The organism is Candidatus Methanoliparum sp. LAM-1 (assembly GCF_020885915.1).
GTDB classification, from domain to species: Archaea; Halobacteriota; Methanoliparia; order Methanoliparales; family Methanoliparaceae; genus Methanoliparum; species Methanoliparum thermophilum.
This window is the reverse complement of the sequence record NZ_AP025251.1, coordinates 1,137,601-1,155,480: the sequence shown is the minus strand read 5'-3', so window position 1 is coordinate 1,155,480 and position 17,880 is coordinate 1,137,601. Positions and strand designations below refer to the sequence as shown.

The window sequence follows — 17,880 nt, the reverse complement described above, 5'->3', positions numbered from 1 at the left end:
CAACAATGATTCTATTTTTGATCTGGATTACTGGATAACTTTTCCACTTGCAATTATACTTCTCCACTGGAAACCATTTAGTAAAACATTTGTTGTTTATTTCTTTAAAAGTAAACTTATTTTAGTTTAAACAAGAGAATCTAATATATAAAAGTAACCCCTGAGAGAGAGAGGGTTATATTTCTACTGGAACTCCAAAAAAAGGTACTTCACCATTCAAAAAATGCTTAATCGTTTTATTCTTTCTGATATTTTTAATAATTATTTTGCATGATATTTATCTGTTATCCTATATATAGAACATATTGGTTTATGAGTTTACAGATTATTTCTATATGTAAAATAATACTGCCATGATTCTTGATTTAATTTTTATATTTTTATATATTGAGTGTTTGATTCCGATACAAGCTTAATATAAAAATGATGTGATTATTAAGCTATTTAAATAAAAAGGAAAAAAGTTTATCATCGAGAAACATCTATTCTTTGGCTTATATCTCTCTACATTTAAAAGAAAATTCACAGAATGTATACCTACGCATAACAAAAACCTCCATAATATAGAGAGCATCGATATAATAACTACCTCAACAAACCCTGCTTCTTCATCTTTTCTATCTCTTCATCTCTCAGTTTTCTCTTAAATATCTTCTCCACAGGAGATTTTGGAAGTTCATCCCTGATTTCCACGGATTTTGGAATCGCCCATTTTTCGACCCTCTCCTTTAGATAGTTTATTATATCTTCTTCCTTTACCTTTCCTTTATATTCTGGATATAATGCAACGAATACCTTTACTCTTTCTGAACCAGGCCTTTCTGGATCAGGAACACCAATTGTAGCAGCCTCATAGACTCCTGGATACTCGTACAATAGATCGTCGATCTCTACCAAATAGACCTTGTACCCAGAGACATTAATCATATCCTTCGTACGGTCCACGATATAGACCCTTCCATCCTTATCTATCTTTATGACATCTCCAGTATGTACATATCCTTCTTCATCAAGCCCAGATCCAGGTTCTGGCCAATAACCCGGCATTGTATGAGGACCTTTTATGCACGCCTCACCTCTTAATCCTTCTTTTACTACCCGCGATATCGGTATCATCTCTCCCGTATCTTCGTCCACAATTGGATAGCCAACCGATGTGGTAAGCTCCCTCTTTTTTTCTGTTGCAGATGGCATAATAGAAGAGATAAATGGTAGCAATCTATTTACTATCGTGCCTAAATTTCTACGACCTATCAAATTCATCCCCATTCTTAAGAGTGGGATGATACTGGGTGTATCTAAGATCTTGTCTAAAAGATGAAAGATCTTGGATGCTGTTTCTCTTCCACCTTTGCAACATCCTTTATCATATCGATTATATCTCTATCTTTCACATTCGTATGTACGGATATCACCCTTTTGCAGTTTGATCTCTCTAGTTTATCTACGATAGCATCTGCAGAATCTAACATCGTCCCAGGGAGATGTATTGCCCCTATCTTTGGAATCGCCATATCACATATGACGAATTGTATAGAAGTAGGTAGGAAAGTCGCGACCACATCCCCTTCTTGACACCTAAATCTGCCAATGCAGTAGCAAAACGATCTACGTGATTTTTAAGCTCTTTATATTTCATCTCGTAATCAAACTGGATTAAAGCCATAGTATCGGGCCATTTTTTGCTGGTTCGTCAAGATGGAATACGGTATATGTTACATCTTCTGGATAAGGCTCCATCGTCTCTGGCTGACATGTCAGTTGCCATATCTTCATCCAAGATCTATCTAAATATTTATTTTCCTCTATTTCTAGCACTAATATAATTATTAATAAAGCTCTATTTAACTTTTTTGTTTATCTATTTTGTATAGTGGATATTTTATCAATAATATCTTGTGCTTTTTTAAGGTTGATTTTGTAATGTTTTATTTTTATATATAGAATATAGCAAAATTTTTATAGTAATAAGATAAACTTTAAAAAAAATCAGAAATATTTAAGAGGATAAAATGCTATCTCAATCAAAACCTACTAATATTGCAATAGTTACCTCTATAACCGGTGCAAAATCTTTTTCTATGGCAATGGATGAGATAAAGAAAGAATATGGTAATATTATCGATTTAAAGTTATATTACGTTGATGATATGGTTATAGAAGATGTCGTTTCTCTTAAAAATTTTGAAATTGTGTGGTTAGATATAAGAAACGATGTTTCCAACGTAGAACTTATAAAGAATGTATTATCAAACGCGGATAATATTGTTCTTGGATTTAGTATGGGTAATATCTTTGGAATTGGACCAATATGGCTCGATCGGGAGCAATCTCCATCTCAACAAAGAATAATTAGCTGGATGCGCAAACGAATGGAGGATATGGCAGGTTGGAACGAGAAAGATTTTGATATGTCAAAGATGCAGGGAATGATGAAAATAATGATGAAAATAACTGGTATTATAGGTAAGATTCCATTTAAATTCTTTAAAGAGATAAGTCGTAGAACAACTGTGATGGAATATTGGCTGTATGGAGGAAAGGAAAATACCAAAAATTTACTGCTTTACCTTGTTAAAGAATATGGAGGGCAAAAAGTTAGGCTAAAGCCTCCACAAGAGTATTTCGAGTCCGGTATATATCATCCAATCACTAGAGAGACTTTTTCATCGTTAAAAAATTATTTAGAAAGATATGGAAAGACAAAAGAACAGACGGTAGGATTGCTTCTTCTTGGAGGCTCTAACTTGGAAGATTCTATTGTCGGAGCGAGCGAGATTATGAGAAGATTAGAAGATGAGGTGAATTTTATTCCGATCTATTCTCAAAATTTTAGATATCCAGAAGCAATACAAGACTTCTTCTTCCTTGATGGGAAACCGATCGTGGATACAGTAGTTAGTTTTCTTCTCTTCAGGATGAATGGCGGTCCAATAGGCGGAGATCCAAAATTAACGTTAGATGTCCTGAAGAAACTGGATGTTCCTGTCATCAACGCATCACCGATGTATTTGGAAGAGACACAGAGATGGCAAGAATCAGAGAGAGGACTCTCTCCTATTGAAGTAATTATGCAAGTTATACTCCCAGAACTCGATGGATGTATAGAACCAATTCCATCTTGCGGATATGCAAACTCTGGATTTGATCCGAATATAGGCGGAAATTTAAAAGCTATGACGCCGATTCCAGATAGGTTAGATAGGATAGCAGGTCGGGTTGAAGGATGGTTGAGGCTTAGAAGAAAGAAGAACGCCGAGAAGCGGGTAGCAATAATCCTTTACAACTATCCTCCAGACGAGAGTGGGATAGGAGCCGCTGGTTGTTTGAATACTATAAAAAGTGTTGAAAAGGTTTTAAGGACATTAAAAGATGAGGGATATACCACAGATGATTTACAAAACTTAGATAATCTATTTATCGACAAAGGTATTTTAAACGCTGGAACTTGGCTTTCTAAAGATGTAACCGCCAAAAATTCCATTTTAATAGAGAATGACGATTATTTAAAATGGCTGGAATCTTTACCAGAACGTGCTAAAGAAGAGTTATTGGAAAGATGGGGTAATCCTCCCGGAGACATATTAACTTATGAGGGAAGGATCATCATTCCAGGTATTGTATTAGGAAACGTATTCATCGGACTTCAACCTTCTCATGGAGGAGATTATCAAGATATTAAAAGATCCCTTGAGTTATACCATGATAAGACAATTCCACCACATCATCAGTACCTTGCGTTCTACAAATGGATTCAGGAGGAGTTTAAAGCAGACGCAATCGTCCATCTTGGCACTCATGGTACGTTAGAATTCACCAAAGGAAAAGAGGTAGGTATGTCCAGAGAATGCTTTCCAGATATCTTAATCGGTGATATTCCCAATATCTACGTTTATATGGTATCAAATCCGTCTGAGGCAAGTATAGCCAAGAGAAGGAGTTATGCCACGATGATAAGCCATCTTCCACCAATTTTTACAGATTCGGGTCTTTATGATGAGTTGGCTGAACTCGAAGAACTTATTCACGAGTATAACGAGGCAAGATTGCAGGATCCGAACCGAGCAAAGATCGTCCGCGATCAAATCTTGGAGAAATCCAAAGAGGCTAATATTGAAGAGAAGGATATAGATAAGATATACGATGAACTTTTTGCTATTAAGAGATCGATCATCCCAAAAGGGCTTCATACATTTGGTGAAACTTATGAATACGAATCTTTAGTCGATTTCATTACTTTCGTCCTTCGTTATGACAGAGGAGAGATAAAATCGCTACATAGGTTGTTAGCATCTTTAAAAGGGATTGATTATGACAGGATGATGCAAGAACAGGGAAATACAATAGATAATAAGCCCTACGCAGAGGTGATAGTAGAAATTGAAGATATCTCAAAGAAGACTGTATCTATCTTGATAAAGGATGGTATAGAAGAGGCCATAAAACATCTTAAGATTTTCAAAAAGGAGAATCAAGAATCAATAGATGATCTGGAGAAAAGTTTAACTTTTGGTCTTGAAATAGCCTCTAATCTTAAAAAAAGCGACGAAATAGAAAGTCTTCTTAAGGCTCTCTCTGGTAGATACATAATTCCAAATATAGGAGGGGATCCTATTAGGTCTCCAGAAGTCTTTCCTACAGGATCAAATATCTATCAATTTGATCCACGATTAGTACCGAGCGATGCTGCATACATGCGAGGGGCAAAGATAGCCGATGAAACACTGAAACACTACAAGCAGATGCATAATTCCTATCCTCAGAGCGTTGGTCTGATTCTTTGGGGATTTGAAACGATGAATACCAAAGGAGAGACGATAGGACAGATATTGAGATATATAGGGGTGGATCTTGTTAGAAAAAACCCATGGGACGTGAGTCTAAGATTAATCCCATTAGAAAAGCTGGGAAGACCTAGGATAGATGTGGTAGTAAACATATGTGGTTTCTTTAGGGATACGTTTCCAAATGTAATCAAACTGTTGGATGACGCATTTAAGCTTGTATCTTCGCAGAATGAGCCTCTAGAAAAAAACCTGGTTAAAAAAAATACCCTGGAGATATTTGATCATATAAAAGACGAGACTGATAGTGTAGAACTTGCTATGAAATTATCTAATGCCCGTATATTCGGTCCGTCTCCAACCAAGTACGGCACATCTTTGCGTGACTTGATTAATACCCAATTATGGAGTTCTGAGGAGGATTTGGCTCGTTCTTACATCTTAGATATGCAGTATATCTATACTGCCGATCTTCATGGTTATAAATCTGGTAAGATGTTTAAAGAGATGTTGCACCGAGTGAATCTCACCTCACAAATCAGGGATAGCCATGATTATGATGTAACTGATCTTGATCATTATTATGAGTTCTCAGGAGGTCTTTCTAAAGCTGTTGAGTCAGTTAGAGGAGAAAAACCGGAGATGATAATCATAGATACCACAAAAGAAATAATAAAGACCGAAAATATCGAAAAAGCGATCCAACGTGGGGTAAGAACAAGGTGTCTAAATCCTAAATGGATTAAAGGAATGTTGGATGAAGGGTACAACGGCACTCAGCATATTCAAGACAGGATAAAGAACATCCTAGGGCTTGCTGCCACGACAAATAAGGTCGATAATTGGATCTGGGAGGAGATCAATGATCGTTATGTCTTAGATGAAAAGGTAAGAAAAAAGTTGGAAGAGATAAACCCCAGAGCATTAAGTAATATGATAGATACACTATTCGAGGCAAATAAGAGAGGATACTGGAATACAGATGAAGAAAATCTGGAAAGATTGAGAGAGATCTATTTAGATATAGAAGGATGGATAGAAGAAAGATTGGAATGAGAAGATAGATTTTCGTAGCATAGATTTTTGTATTGAAAAATTTATATCTTAATTTTTATTCGAGTAAAAAATCTTTAACTATCCTATTAAATTAGCCTCTTCCAATATAAACCTTATTCAACCCTAAATTCGTCCCATTCTATTTCTTTCATCTCTATTAACTCTTTAATTCTCTTTTGCTCTTTTGTAAGGATTGCTTTTCCAGTCTTTACATCACATAAGACAATCTTATTAAAATCTTCTATGTTTTTAGAATCCTTTGAGTCTCCATAACCTTCAAAAATAACTAAATCAACTGGATTACCTAACCAACGGATATCTCTTGGATCATGTTTAAAGTTAGTTAGGATAGAGGCAAGTCTATCAATATACTTACCTATTCTGACTGAAACACTTCTTCTTATTGCATCACCTCTGATTTTTTTTCTTCTTTTTCTTTCCACTCATTAATTCTTTGGTCAAATTTAGCTTCCCATTCATGATTAATTCTTCCTTCTGTGTACTCGATCTCTCTCCTAAAATAAATAAGGATAAAAATTAAAATTACCAATACCAAGACAAACAAAATCCATCCGATCATTTCTAAATAAGGCATACTTTTACCATCTTTATTATTTATTTCTAAATTATAATAATATTTTAGCTATATCTTGATATAATATAAAAAATAAACAGGATAACAAGTACAATACCTAATATTATGATGATATAAGGCATAAAATGTATAAATATCCAGAGTGCTATAAGGATGATTATAGCAAGGATCAATATTATTAAAATATTTCTTAAAAAGATGCTACTATTATTGACAGGACACATATAATCAGAACTCCTTGTATCTTCTTTATGATTTGTATTGAGCAACTCTATTTTTATACTATTATGATTAATTTGTTATATAAAACTTTTTGGTATTAAATAAAACCATTAAAAAGATATCAACAGAAAATCAATATTCAGAAAATTTAAAATGATTTCAAATAATATAATCTGCAATCTCAAATTTTTAAAATACCAACAAAGTATAATACAAAACAATTACTAAAGAAGAATATAAAATAATTTTATTAGTCTTTAAATTTCAATTTTTGTATCCTATTATAAAGTACTATTATACCACCATCCTTTAATGAAAGCTACATATTACAACCGCCGAATTATAAATACCACCAGTATCAATAATAAGAGTTTAATCGACCTGAATATTTTTATTACTTTTGCATCATACTACACATCCAACCCAGAAGTTCGGGTAGCACACCAGGCGTACAAATCCATTTGATCATACCTGGAATCTGGGGAAGAAAACCAGATATCATGCCAAGCATGCTCTTCAAACCAGCATAACTGAGCATCGGTTGTATAATATCCATCTAACCACCTCTTTTTTATTAAATTGCCTTTAACGGTATAACATAAGGTCTACTATTATTATCATCTACAGTTGCCTCGACACCATAAACGGATTTTATGTTCTCTGGTGTAATCACCGATTTAGGATCTCCAGCATCGTAGACCTCTCCTTTCTTAAGAAGGACTATTCTGTCAGAAAATCTGGAAGCCAGATTCAGATCGTGCATTGCCATCAGAGCGGACACCTTTCCTCCTTTCACGATCTCTTCGATGATCTTTAAGACCTCCAGCTGATGTCTTAAATCCAGATTTGATGTAGGTTCGTCGAGCAAAAGTATTTCAGGTTCCTGCGCGAGCGCCTTTGCGATCAAGACTTTCTGCATCTCCCCTCCGCTGATTCCGTCAAAGGATCTCAGTGCCATATCCTCCAGACCCATCAATTTAAGAATCTTAAATACGACCTCTTTATCCTTCTTTCCAGATCTCCAACCGACATAAGGTCTTCTTCCGACCATAACCGCATCGAATACGCTACAGGGAAGGACGTTTACAGCCCTTTGTGGAACATAACCGAGCAACTTTGCGATCTCATTCTGTTTCATCTCTCTTACATTTTTTTCGTCTACTAAAACGGTCCCTTTTGGTCTCAGCATCCCACCTATACACTTGAGAAGAGTCGTCTTTCCAGAACCGTTCGGTCCAAGAAGGCTTACGATCTCACCCTCTCTAACCTCGATCTTCACGTCTTTGAGGGCGAATCTTGAACCATATTTAAAAGAGAGATCTCTTATCTCAAGATTCAATAGAATCCACTCCTCTTTACTGCGAGATAAAGGATGAACGGGATGCCTATGATCGTCATGATCATCCCAACGGGTATCTCTATCGGTTGAATTGCAGTTCTCGCTAAGGTATCGGTTCCAAGAAGTAAGAGAGCACCTATAAGCGCTGAACAAGGAAATATAAATCTATGATCATTTCCCATCACCGATCTTGCTATAAAAGGTGAGATCAGACAGACGAATCCGATGACGCCCGTGAAGCAGACGATTGCAGAGACGATCAATATAGCAAGTGCCAGGACTATTAACCTCGTCCTATTCACGTTGACCCCCGCGCTCGTCGCTGTATCATCCCCAAGTACCATCGCGTTAAGGTCCCATGCGTACTTCATCAACAGTGGAAACGTGACTGCAAGGAAGATGGATGTTATAGATACACTATCCCAGCTGCTCGAGACGAGATTTCCAGTTAGGAGGGGAATTCCACCCATCGCTCCAAACCCTGATATCAAAGATGCCATCACGAGGAAGAGATACATCAAACAGATCCCACAGAGTATCATCGTCTCAGATGTCATCCCTCTCTGTTTTGAGATCCTGTATATCAAGAATAAGGCGAGCATGCCGAAGAGAAATGCAAATCCGACGTTAAGTCCCATACCAACACCGAATGCTGTCGCGATCATCCCACCGAAGAATGCGGCTGATGAGACCCCAAGCGTGAATGGGCTCGCAAGTGGGTTATGCAGAACGCCCTGTACGACCGCACCGGATAAAGCGAGTCCCATACCGCAGATGATTGCCATAAGTATCCTCGGTAATCTCAATCCCCAGATGATCATATCCGCGTGACCCGATCCCCTTGAGAAGATGCTGTTGAATACGTCTCCGACGCTCAAGGATGCCGTGCCCAATGGGGTGACCAAGATCGCCAATGCGATTAAAGATGCGAGGAGAATAAAGATGACACTAAACTTTCTTGCGGTGTATCTTGCGTATTTCTCCTCTATCTCCCCTTTTATCTCATGTATGTTCATGGATAGACATACACCCCCTTATACTCCAGTCCATACCACTTCTTCAGCCACTCTTTGTGAAAGGCTTGTGGATCTAAATCTTCAAATTTGTCGGGATATAACCACTTCGCCATATATCCGAGAGCAACGGGCCAGCGGGGCGATGTAGCAAGCTCGGCGAAGGCGAATACGTAAACGTCTCCGTTCTTTACTGCATCTATCCCTTCAAAGCCGGGACGGTTCATTATCTCATCTCTTGCCTGCTTCATCCCACTCGTGTCGGGTTTGTCGGTATAGCCGATGGTCTTTGATATTGGAGGTGGTCTTTTACCCCTCAACACGTCCAACACTTCACTTATGATATCGATTGGTATTGGTCTTCTACCACTCAACACGTCACTTATGATATTACTAAAGTCGATAGGGCCCATGAATTCCTCTATATAGCCTTCTATGCCTGAGGAGTCCTTTATTATCACCTGAGGATTTTTTTCCACGATCGCTTCCGGACTCACCATAAGGTACACACCCGATTTCTCCGGGAGATATCCAGGCATCTTGAGCAGCAATTGTCCTCTTTCCTCCGAAAAGACGTTCACTCCTCCTGCCATCTCTATCAGACGATCTGGACATGAGCCTGTGCCATAAGCGACAGAAGGCGCGAAGAATTCAAAATATACTCTCACCCTCTCATCCGGAGGTATATCTTTTATTCTCCCCTCGATCTTATTGACATAAGAACCGATAAAATCGAGGAACTCCTTTGCCTCTTTATCCTTACCCATCATCCTTCCCAATGCCTCTACGTCCTGCTCGAAGGTCTGCGGCTTGTAACAATCCAACCGCATCACCTTGATGCCTGCGGGTTTAAGCTTGTTCTCAAGATCAGGATAATACCACATTGGATCGGCGTAAGATATCACCACTTGTGGGTTAAGTTCAATAATCTTTTCGTAATTCGGTGGCATACCCATCGGCACACCGATCGAAGGTTTATCCTTTATATCTGGATTGAAATCAGGATTCCATTTTGTAAACTGATCGATACCAACGATCTTATCTCCTGCACCCAATGCACGGATAACTTCCAGAGCCGCTGGATTGAGGCTTGCTATCCGTTCAACGGGATAAGGCACCTCAATCATATTGCCCACCGAATCTGTGACGGTAACGGTCTTCTGATCCTCTGCCTGCGAAACTGGAAATGTTGGAAATGCGACGCAGACGATCAGACAGGCGAGCATTGCCCCTGCAAAATTTTTTTTATTCATCTTCCTCTTTACCTCTTAAAATTGTATTTTTTTGTTTCCTATCTATATTGTTAAGCTTTTCGGATTATTTTCAAATTTATTTGATTACTCATATATAAAATTTACGCGTGACTTATCATCAGTGCATAGCTTCTCCTCTTTGCGATCGTGGCCTCTGAAGTATTGTCCACCATGTAAACGTATATATTGGGCATCTCTCCGATGAGTACATCTGGAAAACAGTCCTTTGACATGCCAACTTCTTTTCCTTCTCTGAATTCGAGTGTGCCGTGCGTTCCAAAATGTATGACCGCATCGAATTCCTCCTCTATCCATTTGTAAAATGCGAGATATTGATGGATAGGAGCAGTGCTCTTGTCATGGTACGCTTTTAGTGCTTCCTCCGGGTTTTCATGGATACCAAGCGTTGGCTGCATCCCGATGAACACATTTCCAAGATCGACGCCCGGTATGAGTATATTTTGTTCATGCGTCATTATCTCGCCCGGTGGATCGCCCCATGAACCTATCATCTTTTCTGCCTCTGAGTTTTATTGTCCCTCATCACTTGCAACAGATCACCTCCGTTATCAACTGCCCTCAGACGGAGAGACCGTAACGGAGATAATTTGAGAATAAAGGCAACTATTCCGCCAGGCATCAACCACTCGCACAACCCCCCTCATTCCTCCCCATGTCATAAAAGGGGCTATCATTCCGATTATCATGCTGATCATCGTCTCGATCAGGCTCATCATCCCCCTGGAATTGAGAAAACCACATAATAGTCCACCAACTTCGGCACCAATCCCTCCATCATTTTCATCAGTTCTATTAGCAATTCCATCTGCGTACCTCTCTTATTTGACCATACACTTAACTCAATATCCGTGCGATGATCCCACTTATAAGATCATCATTGATCTTGATCTCCTTTGAATCCTCCTTGATGATCCCCAACCTTTTGAGGGGAAATAGAAAGAGAGGTATCAAGAACGAAAGATTTCCAAGAACATCTCCCACATTCGCCCCGGTGCGTTCCTCAAACTCTCCTTTATCTATGTTGAGATCGGCATAGATGCCGATGTCCATCAGAACGTTTAGGCGTCTCTCAACATCATTTCGATCGATTCCAAGAAGGAGTCCTATGCTGTGATATATCTTATCCAACTGCCTCTGATTGAGGATGCTCGCCCCCATCGTAACGGGGAAACGACCTTCTTCCACCGCCTTGATGTATTCCTCAAATGAGAACGTATTGACGTATCCGGTCAATGTCGGCGGCACGATTGAGAATGCCTTCACCCCCATTCCGATGTTGAACGCATGCCCCATCGTGATATACTCCTTCTTCATACCAGACGCCCGCTTATGTTTGAAGTATAGTCCCGCCCTCGCCTCATATCCATTAGAAGGGAGAAAATCAAAGATAGAAGAGAACATCTTAACCACCTCTCTCGCCGGAGGGAACTCTACCTTCCCCTTCTTGAGCTGGATTGCCCACATCGTATCCGGAAGGAGTAACAGGGGAGAAGTATATATCTGATGCACCTCCGTCTTTGCCGCCATCTCAAGATCGCTCAGAACAGATGAGACCGTCTGACCCGGACAGCCGATCATAAGGTCAATCCCGGTATAGAACCCCCTATCCATCAAAAGTTTTATCGCCTTGATCGCAGAATCGCCATCATACCCCCTCCTGTTCATCGTTTTTAGTTCTTCGTCGTCGAAGGACTCTACGCCCATACTGACCTTACTTATCCCCGCGTCCGATAGTGCATCGCACATCTCCTCGTTCACGTCCCGGGGATGCACTTCAACTCCTATCTCACCCGAGATCTTGAAGTTGGACCTCAGGTGATCTATTATCTCAACCACGCCCTTCCAGAGGAGACTTGGAGTACCGCCCCCGAAATAGACGTCCCCTATCTCGATATCTTCCAATTTTCCTTTATAAAGCAAGATCTCCTTCTTCACGGCTTCGATGTACGGCTTCACCCGCTCCTCTGCATAGGGAAAGGTGTAGAAGGGACAATAGGCACATCTACCCTTGCAGAATGGGATGTTTATGTAAACCATCACTCCATTCGAGTTCGCTGGGATATGTGGATCAAAAGGATTGACAACATTTCCCGCCTTCATTACTCCTTCCATCAGATCCTTGGCTATCGGAATGCGACATATCGCCCTGTTCGCTTCTATTACTCCCATAATTACCGGTTGAACCAATTTTCCTATCGTTTGAATCAATTGTTCTGCCTCTAACAATTTCTTATTCATTTTTAACCCCTTTTTGGTATCTTGTACCTATTACTTATACATTTTTTAATTATTTTCAAATTTACTTTAAATACTCTGTACATAAACTTTTATGTTAGGCAAACCTAATTTAGGGGAAAATCATTTATTTTGAAGTATTGTCAAGATAAACACTATAAAATTATATATGGCTAAGCTAAAGGACAAAATCTTGTTTTTAGGAGTCCATATTTATATTAAAATCTATTTAATAATTCTAAATTTAAAAATAAAAATGTTTCATAACTCCTATGATTTTTAAAATAAATATTACAAATAAATAACAAATAATAAAATATCCTCTTGGATTTTACCAAAACGTTAATAAAATAATCATGATTTTAAAAAAGATCTGATCTTTATATTATCGTTAAAAAGGTTAAGAATAATCCAAGAATTATAAATATAGATGCTACCACTCTTCCTAAACTTTTTTCATCAATCTTATTGGCAAACCTTGCACTACCTATGCCAGCAACGACTGCACCTATCCCTATTATTATACCACTTAATACGTCTATATTGCCATGAATTGCATAACCTATGAATCCTGAAAAAGTAGTTATTGCCATTATCAGAGCAGATGTGCCTATTGCTTTCTGTAATGGAAAACCTAAAATAAATATTAATACGATGAGGATCATAACACCACCGCCTGCGCCTATTATCCCTGTTACGATACTCAAAATCAACCCGATTAGTACACTTACCAATATTTTTTGAGATGTTTTTTCAATTTTAAAAGCAGAATTTAATCTGTTTGTAATAGCCTCACGATTGATTCCCCTTTTTAAACATTATGACACCTATTATAACCATAAATATTCCAAAAAAGCGCCTAAACTTGTTCCTGACACTCCAGTAACCAGAAAAGCTCCAATTTGTGCACCTGTTATCGATCTTACTGCGATCTATATACTCGACCTTATATCTATATTACCATATTTATAGTAAAAGTAGCAGATATTGCCAAAGGTGCAATTGTATCTATAATAAGACTCGTTTCAATCGCTTCATGAATTGTAAAATTGAGTAATAGGTTGGCTAATGGTACTACTATAACTACACCACTTGCACCGGTTAACCCAGTGATTATACCGGTAAAAATTCCTATCAAGATTAATTCTATTATATTTACAACCATCTTTTCTGTATATCCCCTATTTTAATAAATAACTTCTCAATCTGTGACCTTTGGAAAAATAAACATTATTATATTCCAAAATATTTAACCCACCTAATTTACAAATCAGCAAGATATCTATAATCTTGCGTTTGAATAAGATCATGTCGGTAGCTTATTCTATAAATTTCTCTTCACGCCTTTTTTTATCTTTTTCATGTAGTTTGCTTCGGTAATTTTTATTATTGTAATGAAATTTAACGTTTATTGATGTTGATTAGGGGAATAATGCCTTTCAAATAATCTTTGCCGTACGGAACTGATACAATCTTCGTATTTTTTTTCTTCTATTATATATACTGCCATAATTATGAGTTTGTAGAACATATCCTATTATACAGCTCATAGATACAGATAATGCAACGATTACTGTAACGCAAGTTATAATTAACCATCTTGTTTTTTTTATATATATTAACACCCAATGCCTGATCATGCCCGCTTGGTAGTTAGAATACCCCCAACTAAGATATGAAGCTTTTTGTCTTCTGAAAGGTGGTTCAGTATGAGCTTTTCAGAAAGAAGTCCAAGGTAATTTATGGAGTTCTGAGAAATTCTACAGAAGCAGATCTTGAGACAACGGATCATGAGAAATCAAGGAGCAGTCCATCAGACAACTTTATCTCGGTTCCTCTCAGGAAGCACAGCATTTTAGTGCTGGGAGGATATCACCCATTCCAGCCCCAGACCCTTAGCACATCTATATTTAAATTAACGCAACAAAGCATGTAAATGCAACATAGTAGGTAAATATATAAATAATATGACAAGCTCTATAACTAGTATGGAAAAAGATGAAGAAAAGAAAGATATGACGACAAATCAGGGTGCTCCAGTGAGCAATGACCAGAGTTCGCAGACCGCTGGAGAAGCTGGACCAGTCCTGCTTCAGGACTATGAGCTCATAGAGAAGCTTGCTCACTTTGTCAGAGAAAGGATACCTGAAAGGGTGGTGCATGCAAGGGGAGCGGGAGCGCATGGATACTTTGAATCCTATGGAACAGCCAAGGATTATACAATAGCAAAATTCCTTCAGGATAAGGGCAAAATAACTAAGGTATTTGTAAGATTTTCAACAGTTATACATTCAAAGCACTCTCCAGAAACCGCAAGGGATCCCAGGGGTTTCGCTGTGAAATTCTACACAGAGGAAGGAAACTATGACATTGTCGGTAACAACCTGCCAGTCTTCTTTATAAGGGATGCCATAAAATTTCCTGACGTGATACATGCCCTGACGCCAGATCCAGCCACAAACATACAGGATCCTAAGAGATACTGGGACTTCTTTTCAAAAACGCCTGAAGCAACCAATATGATAACCTATTTATGGTCAGACCTTGGTATACCCAAGGATTACAGGCACATGAATGGCTTCGGGGTTAACACCTTTGTGTGGGTCAATGCAAAGGGAGAGAGAAGGTATGTGAAGTACCACTGGGTCTCAAAACAGGGCGTTGAATCTTTAAGCAGGGAAGAGGCTGCAAAGATAAGTGACTTCAACCATGCAACAAGAGACCTGTATGAAGCGATTGAAAGGGGGGAGTATCCGGAATGGGAGCTGTGTGTGCAGCTTATGGACCCGGAGAAGGAGGTTGATTTTGATCCTCTTGATGATACAAAGATCTGGTCTGAGCCACTTATACCAATAGGCAGGATGGTTCTTAATCGTAATCCAAAAAACTTCTTTGCAGAGGTGGAACAGGCCGCATTTGCTCCTTCAGCCCTGGTGCCGGGAATAGAGCCTTCAGCAGATAAGATGCTGCAGGGAAGGCTCTTTGCATACAATGATGCCCAGAGATACAGGCTGGGACCCAATTATCTGAACCTGCCAATAAACAGGCCTATGGCGGAGGTTTACAACAACCAGAGGGATGGGAGCATGACCTTTGATATCAATGAAAAAAGAACAAACTACTATCCGAGTAACAATAAAGATGCTCTGAAGGAATCTCCAGAGTATCCAACTGCAAAGACACCTGTAAGTGGCTATGTTGGTAGATACTCTGTAAATAAGGGAGATGACTTCTCTCAGGCTGGAGCGCTCTACCGCAGCTTCTCTGAGAAGGACAAAATCCATTTGATAGACAACATAGCTGTGGAGCTGAAAGATGTTGATGAAAAAGTGAGAAAGATAATGATCTCCTACTTTACTAACGCCGATAAGGATTATGGAGCACGGGTTGCTGAGAGGATAAAAGAATTAAAAAGCTGAAAGCTAACCTTCAAATAAGAATACCGAAAAGGGTATATGCAATTATGTGCATACGTGCATATGGAGAGTTGAGTACATACCCTTGGATTTTCCGGTGAAATATGGTAGTTCATACCTGTGGGTTGCAGCTGATGTATACGTTGAAGATGATACATGCTACATCTATGGTTTGAGGCAGGATAGTGTGGATGGGGGTCTGCTCAGGCATCTCGTCATCGCCAGAACTGAAGATTTAAGGGGCAGATGGGAGTTCTATGACGGCAAAGTCTGGGGTGCAGAGCCATGCATAGTTGAAGGGGGGCCGAGTGATCTTAGCACAGAGTTTTCTGTAGACTATTTTTCCCCGTACAAAAAATATATGATGGTATATCACAACGATCAGGCGAAAGAGAGGATACTGAAGTCATCTGTGCTGTGCAGATGGAGTGATAGCCCTCTGGAACCCTGGAGCGAGCCGCAGCTTCTCTACACACCACCAGAGGTTGTGGAGAATGAGAACTTGTGGGCTTACGCGATCAAGGCGCACTATCCACATCTATCAGAGGATAAAATGAGCATTGTCGTCTCCTATGTTGTGAGATCCTATTCAGAAGAAGAGACTCTCTCATCTCCTGAGCTGTATGTACCATACTTCGTTAAGATAACTTTTGCCTCCAGATGACAGAGACTTTTTGATATCTTCAGATTGACCCGTCTTTGACAGATCACAGAAAACAGTGCCAAAATTATCTTCATTCAAAGCGCTCTATCTCTGCACCGATCTGATTGAGCGTCTCTCTGATCTTTAAATTAACAGTATTCTCATCGATTTCTCCCTCCGCCTCGATCTCTATTGTGATGCTCAATTGATCGCTCACTCTCTGAAGCGGCTGGATCACTCCCAGATATATGTCCGTATAGTGATCCCACGGCACTTTTGCCCTTATGGCCAGCTTTTTCCTTTCTTTAACGGGTTTTTTAACCCCAACTTCTGGGCCTTTTTCTGGCGGAGTTACCGTTGATGGTGGTCTCTCCCCACCAGGACCTTCCTTTTCCTTTTCTTTTTTCTGCTCAGCGCTCTTTGCCCTCTCCCGGGTTCATGTTCAGGTTCATACAAGCTCAAAAAAGGTATCTTCTTTATCCGAGCTTGCGGAACTTTTTCCCTGATCTCTTCTTCCAGCCCATCTATGTGGACAAGCCCTGTGATCACGACCACTCTATCGTGATCTTTGCATATCTGCGCTATTTTATCGCTCATAAAATTTTCTTTTCTTTCATAGGAAATGGAATAATATTGTGGAAAAAACTTTGCGCTCTCTCTTGCAATTTTCATTCCTTCAGGGGTCATAAAAGAGGGAAAGAGAGGAGGTATAACAGAGATGATGGCGAACAAAATCGGGAGAAGAATCAAGCTAAAAAAGGTACTAGCATAAGGGACTGCAATATTAACCAGCATGAGCGAGAAATCTCCGACCTTTAGGTCGTGGGATGAATCGCCCCTAAGATAGATTTATATCTAAGAAAAGAAATTGCTCATATCCGAGCGTACCCGCTTCGCGGGCTCATTTTTTTACGAATATAAATCTTGATAGAGGTAGTCATCGAGTTGGACAGATCCTGGAGATCTTTGTTATGCCTGATCCATCTGGTAGTTGGAATACCTCCAACTATAAGCGTTTCTGAGGCTTTCCGTTTGCTGAAAGGTGGTTCAATATGAGCTTTTCAGAAAAAAGTCCAAGGTAATTTATGGAGTCCTGGCAAATTCTACAGAAGCAGATCTTGAGACAACGGATCATGAGAAATCAAGGAGCAGTCCATCAGACAACTTTATCTCGGTTCCTATCCGGAAGCACAGCATTTTAGTATGCGGGATGATATCATTTTTAGAAGCACACTAATAATATTCATTCTAAATACAGGATAATATTTAAAGAGAAGTTTAACTTTAAATCATACAACTATAA

General features: G+C 39.1%; 19 protein-coding genes. 3 read left to right on the top strand and 16 right to left on the bottom strand.

Annotation, left to right across the window (positions count from 1 at the left end; all coding sequences use genetic code 11):
• Positions 1-585: 585 nt before the first annotated feature.
• From LPC15_RS06345 to LPC15_RS06335, 3 genes are all read right to left on the bottom strand, one after another.
• Positions 586-1,263: a class I adenylate-forming enzyme family protein gene (locus tag LPC15_RS06345; RefSeq protein ID WP_229234527.1), complete on the bottom strand. Its 678-nt coding sequence runs from the start codon at positions 1,261-1,263 to the stop codon at positions 586-588.
• Between the two features lie 47 nt (positions 1,264-1,310).
• A complete protein-coding gene (locus LPC15_RS06340; RefSeq protein WP_267496982.1) occupies positions 1,311-1,592 on the bottom strand; it encodes an AMP-binding protein in 282 nt (93 codons plus the stop codon).
• A 64-nt stretch (positions 1,593-1,656) separates the two neighbouring features.
• Positions 1,657-1,818: a hypothetical protein gene (locus LPC15_RS06335; RefSeq protein ID WP_229234525.1), complete on the bottom strand. Its 162-nt coding sequence runs from the start codon at positions 1,816-1,818 to the stop codon at positions 1,657-1,659.
• Positions 1,819-2,012: 194 nt separating this feature from the next.
• On the opposite strand from LPC15_RS06335, the gene bchH reads away from it, so the two are divergent.
• Positions 2,013-5,840 (top strand): magnesium chelatase subunit H, encoded by a 3,828-nt coding sequence (gene bchH, locus LPC15_RS06330; protein ID WP_229234524.1) that lies wholly within the window; start codon positions 2,013-2,015, stop codon positions 5,838-5,840.
• Positions 5,841-5,953: 113 nt separating this feature from the next.
• On the opposite strand, the gene LPC15_RS06325 is transcribed toward bchH, so the two are convergent.
• The 11 genes from LPC15_RS06325 to LPC15_RS06275 form a co-directional block, all read right to left on the bottom strand.
• Positions 5,954-6,283, bottom strand: a complete 330-nt coding sequence (locus LPC15_RS06325) for a Holliday junction resolvase-like protein (protein WP_229234523.1) — start codon at positions 6,281-6,283, stop codon at positions 5,954-5,956.
• Entirely contained in the window at positions 6,241-6,435 is a 195-nt protein-coding gene (locus LPC15_RS06320; protein ID WP_229234522.1) for a hypothetical protein, read from the bottom strand. Before LPC15_RS06320 ends, LPC15_RS06325 begins: the two co-directional genes overlap by 43 nt.
• A gap of 616 nt (positions 6,436-7,051) precedes the next feature.
• Positions 7,052-7,213 carry a hypothetical protein gene (locus LPC15_RS06315; protein WP_229234521.1) on the bottom strand — a complete coding sequence of 54 codons (162 nt, stop codon included), beginning with the start codon at positions 7,211-7,213 and terminating at the stop codon, positions 7,052-7,054.
• Positions 7,214-7,231: 18 nt separating this feature from the next.
• Positions 7,232-7,996: an ABC transporter ATP-binding protein gene (locus tag LPC15_RS06310; protein ID WP_229234520.1), complete on the bottom strand. Its 765-nt coding sequence runs from the start codon at positions 7,994-7,996 to the stop codon at positions 7,232-7,234.
• Positions 7,993-9,012 (bottom strand): FecCD family ABC transporter permease, encoded by a 1,020-nt coding sequence (locus tag LPC15_RS06305; RefSeq protein WP_229234519.1) that lies wholly within the window; start codon positions 9,010-9,012, stop codon positions 7,993-7,995. Before LPC15_RS06305 ends, LPC15_RS06310 begins: the two co-directional genes overlap by 4 nt.
• Positions 9,009-10,262, bottom strand: coding sequence for an ABC transporter substrate-binding protein (locus LPC15_RS06300; RefSeq protein WP_229234518.1), 1,254 nt, complete (start codon positions 10,260-10,262; stop codon positions 9,009-9,011). The genes LPC15_RS06305 and LPC15_RS06300 overlap by 4 nt, the downstream gene beginning before the upstream one ends.
• Positions 10,263-10,363: 101 nt before the next feature.
• The gene (locus tag LPC15_RS06295) at positions 10,364-10,774 is read right to left on the bottom strand and encodes a cobaltochelatase subunit CobN (RefSeq protein WP_229234517.1); all 411 of its coding nucleotides are present in this window, start codon (positions 10,772-10,774) and stop codon (positions 10,364-10,366) included.
• Between the two features lie 57 nt (positions 10,775-10,831).
• Positions 10,832-10,999 (bottom strand): hypothetical protein, encoded by a 168-nt coding sequence (locus tag LPC15_RS06290; RefSeq protein WP_229234516.1) that lies wholly within the window; start codon positions 10,997-10,999, stop codon positions 10,832-10,834.
• Positions 11,000-11,117: 118 nt separating this feature from the next.
• On the bottom strand, positions 11,118-12,521 hold the full coding sequence (locus LPC15_RS06285) for a coproporphyrinogen-III oxidase family protein (protein WP_229234515.1): 1,404 nt from the start codon (positions 12,519-12,521) through the stop codon (positions 11,118-11,120).
• 377 nt (positions 12,522-12,898) lie between these two features.
• Positions 12,899-13,276 (bottom strand): sulfite exporter TauE/SafE family protein, encoded by a 378-nt coding sequence (locus tag LPC15_RS06280; protein ID WP_267496981.1) that lies wholly within the window; start codon positions 13,274-13,276, stop codon positions 12,899-12,901.
• 194 nt (positions 13,277-13,470) lie between these two features.
• Positions 13,471-13,683: a TSUP family transporter gene (locus LPC15_RS06275; RefSeq protein ID WP_229234513.1), complete on the bottom strand. Its 213-nt coding sequence runs from the start codon at positions 13,681-13,683 to the stop codon at positions 13,471-13,473.
• Positions 13,684-14,506: 823 nt separating this feature from the next.
• Between LPC15_RS06275 and LPC15_RS06270 the strand changes: the two genes are divergently transcribed.
• Positions 14,507-15,937 (top strand): catalase, encoded by a 1,431-nt coding sequence (locus LPC15_RS06270; RefSeq protein WP_229234512.1) that lies wholly within the window; start codon positions 14,507-14,509, stop codon positions 15,935-15,937.
• Between the two features lie 94 nt (positions 15,938-16,031).
• Positions 16,032-16,598: a hypothetical protein gene (locus LPC15_RS06265; protein ID WP_229234511.1), complete on the top strand. Its 567-nt coding sequence runs from the start codon at positions 16,032-16,034 to the stop codon at positions 16,596-16,598.
• Between the two features lie 70 nt (positions 16,599-16,668).
• Here the strand turns inward: LPC15_RS06265 and LPC15_RS06260 are convergent, their stop codons facing one another.
• The gene (locus LPC15_RS06260) at positions 16,669-16,851 is read right to left on the bottom strand and encodes a hypothetical protein (RefSeq protein ID WP_229234510.1); all 183 of its coding nucleotides are present in this window, start codon (positions 16,849-16,851) and stop codon (positions 16,669-16,671) included.
• 77 nt (positions 16,852-16,928) lie between these two features.
• Positions 16,929-17,372, bottom strand: a complete 444-nt coding sequence (locus LPC15_RS06255; protein WP_229234509.1) for a hypothetical protein — start codon at positions 17,370-17,372, stop codon at positions 16,929-16,931.
• Positions 17,373-17,880 lie beyond the last annotated feature (508 nt).

What these genes read in the sequence shown, in the direction of transcription:
- LPC15_RS06255 (WP_229234509.1), bottom strand. Translation starts at nt 17,372, where the DNA reads ATGCTGGTTAATATTGCAGTCCCTTATGCTAGTACCTTTTTTAGCTTG.
- LPC15_RS06285 (WP_229234515.1), bottom strand. Translation starts at nt 12,521, where the DNA reads ATGAATAAGAAATTGTTAGAGGCAGAACAATTGATTCAAACGATAGGA.
- LPC15_RS06295 (WP_229234517.1), bottom strand. Translation starts at nt 10,774, where the DNA reads ATGATAGGTTCATGGGGCGATCCACCGGGCGAGATAATGACGCATGAA.
- LPC15_RS06290 (WP_229234516.1), bottom strand. Translation starts at nt 10,999, where the DNA reads ATGATGAGCCTGATCGAGACGATGATCAGCATGATAATCGGAATGATA.
- LPC15_RS06315 (WP_229234521.1), bottom strand. Translation starts at nt 7,213, where the DNA reads ATGGATATTATACAACCGATGCTCAGTTATGCTGGTTTGAAGAGCATG.
- LPC15_RS06320 (WP_229234522.1), bottom strand. Translation starts at nt 6,435, where the DNA reads ATGCCTTATTTAGAAATGATCGGATGGATTTTGTTTGTCTTGGTATTG.
- LPC15_RS06305 (WP_229234519.1), bottom strand. Translation starts at nt 9,012, where the DNA reads ATGAACATACATGAGATAAAAGGGGAGATAGAGGAGAAATACGCAAGA.
- LPC15_RS06270 (WP_229234512.1), top strand. Translation starts at nt 14,507, where the DNA reads ATGGAAAAAGATGAAGAAAAGAAAGATATGACGACAAATCAGGGTGCT.
- LPC15_RS06300 (WP_229234518.1), bottom strand. Translation starts at nt 10,262, where the DNA reads ATGAATAAAAAAAATTTTGCAGGGGCAATGCTCGCCTGTCTGATCGTC.
- LPC15_RS06345 (WP_229234527.1), bottom strand. Translation starts at nt 1,263, where the DNA reads ATGAATTTGATAGGTCGTAGAAATTTAGGCACGATAGTAAATAGATTG.
- LPC15_RS06275 (WP_229234513.1), bottom strand. Translation starts at nt 13,683, where the DNA reads ATGGTTGTAAATATAATAGAATTAATCTTGATAGGAATTTTTACCGGT.
- bchH (WP_229234524.1), top strand. Translation starts at nt 2,013, where the DNA reads ATGCTATCTCAATCAAAACCTACTAATATTGCAATAGTTACCTCTATA.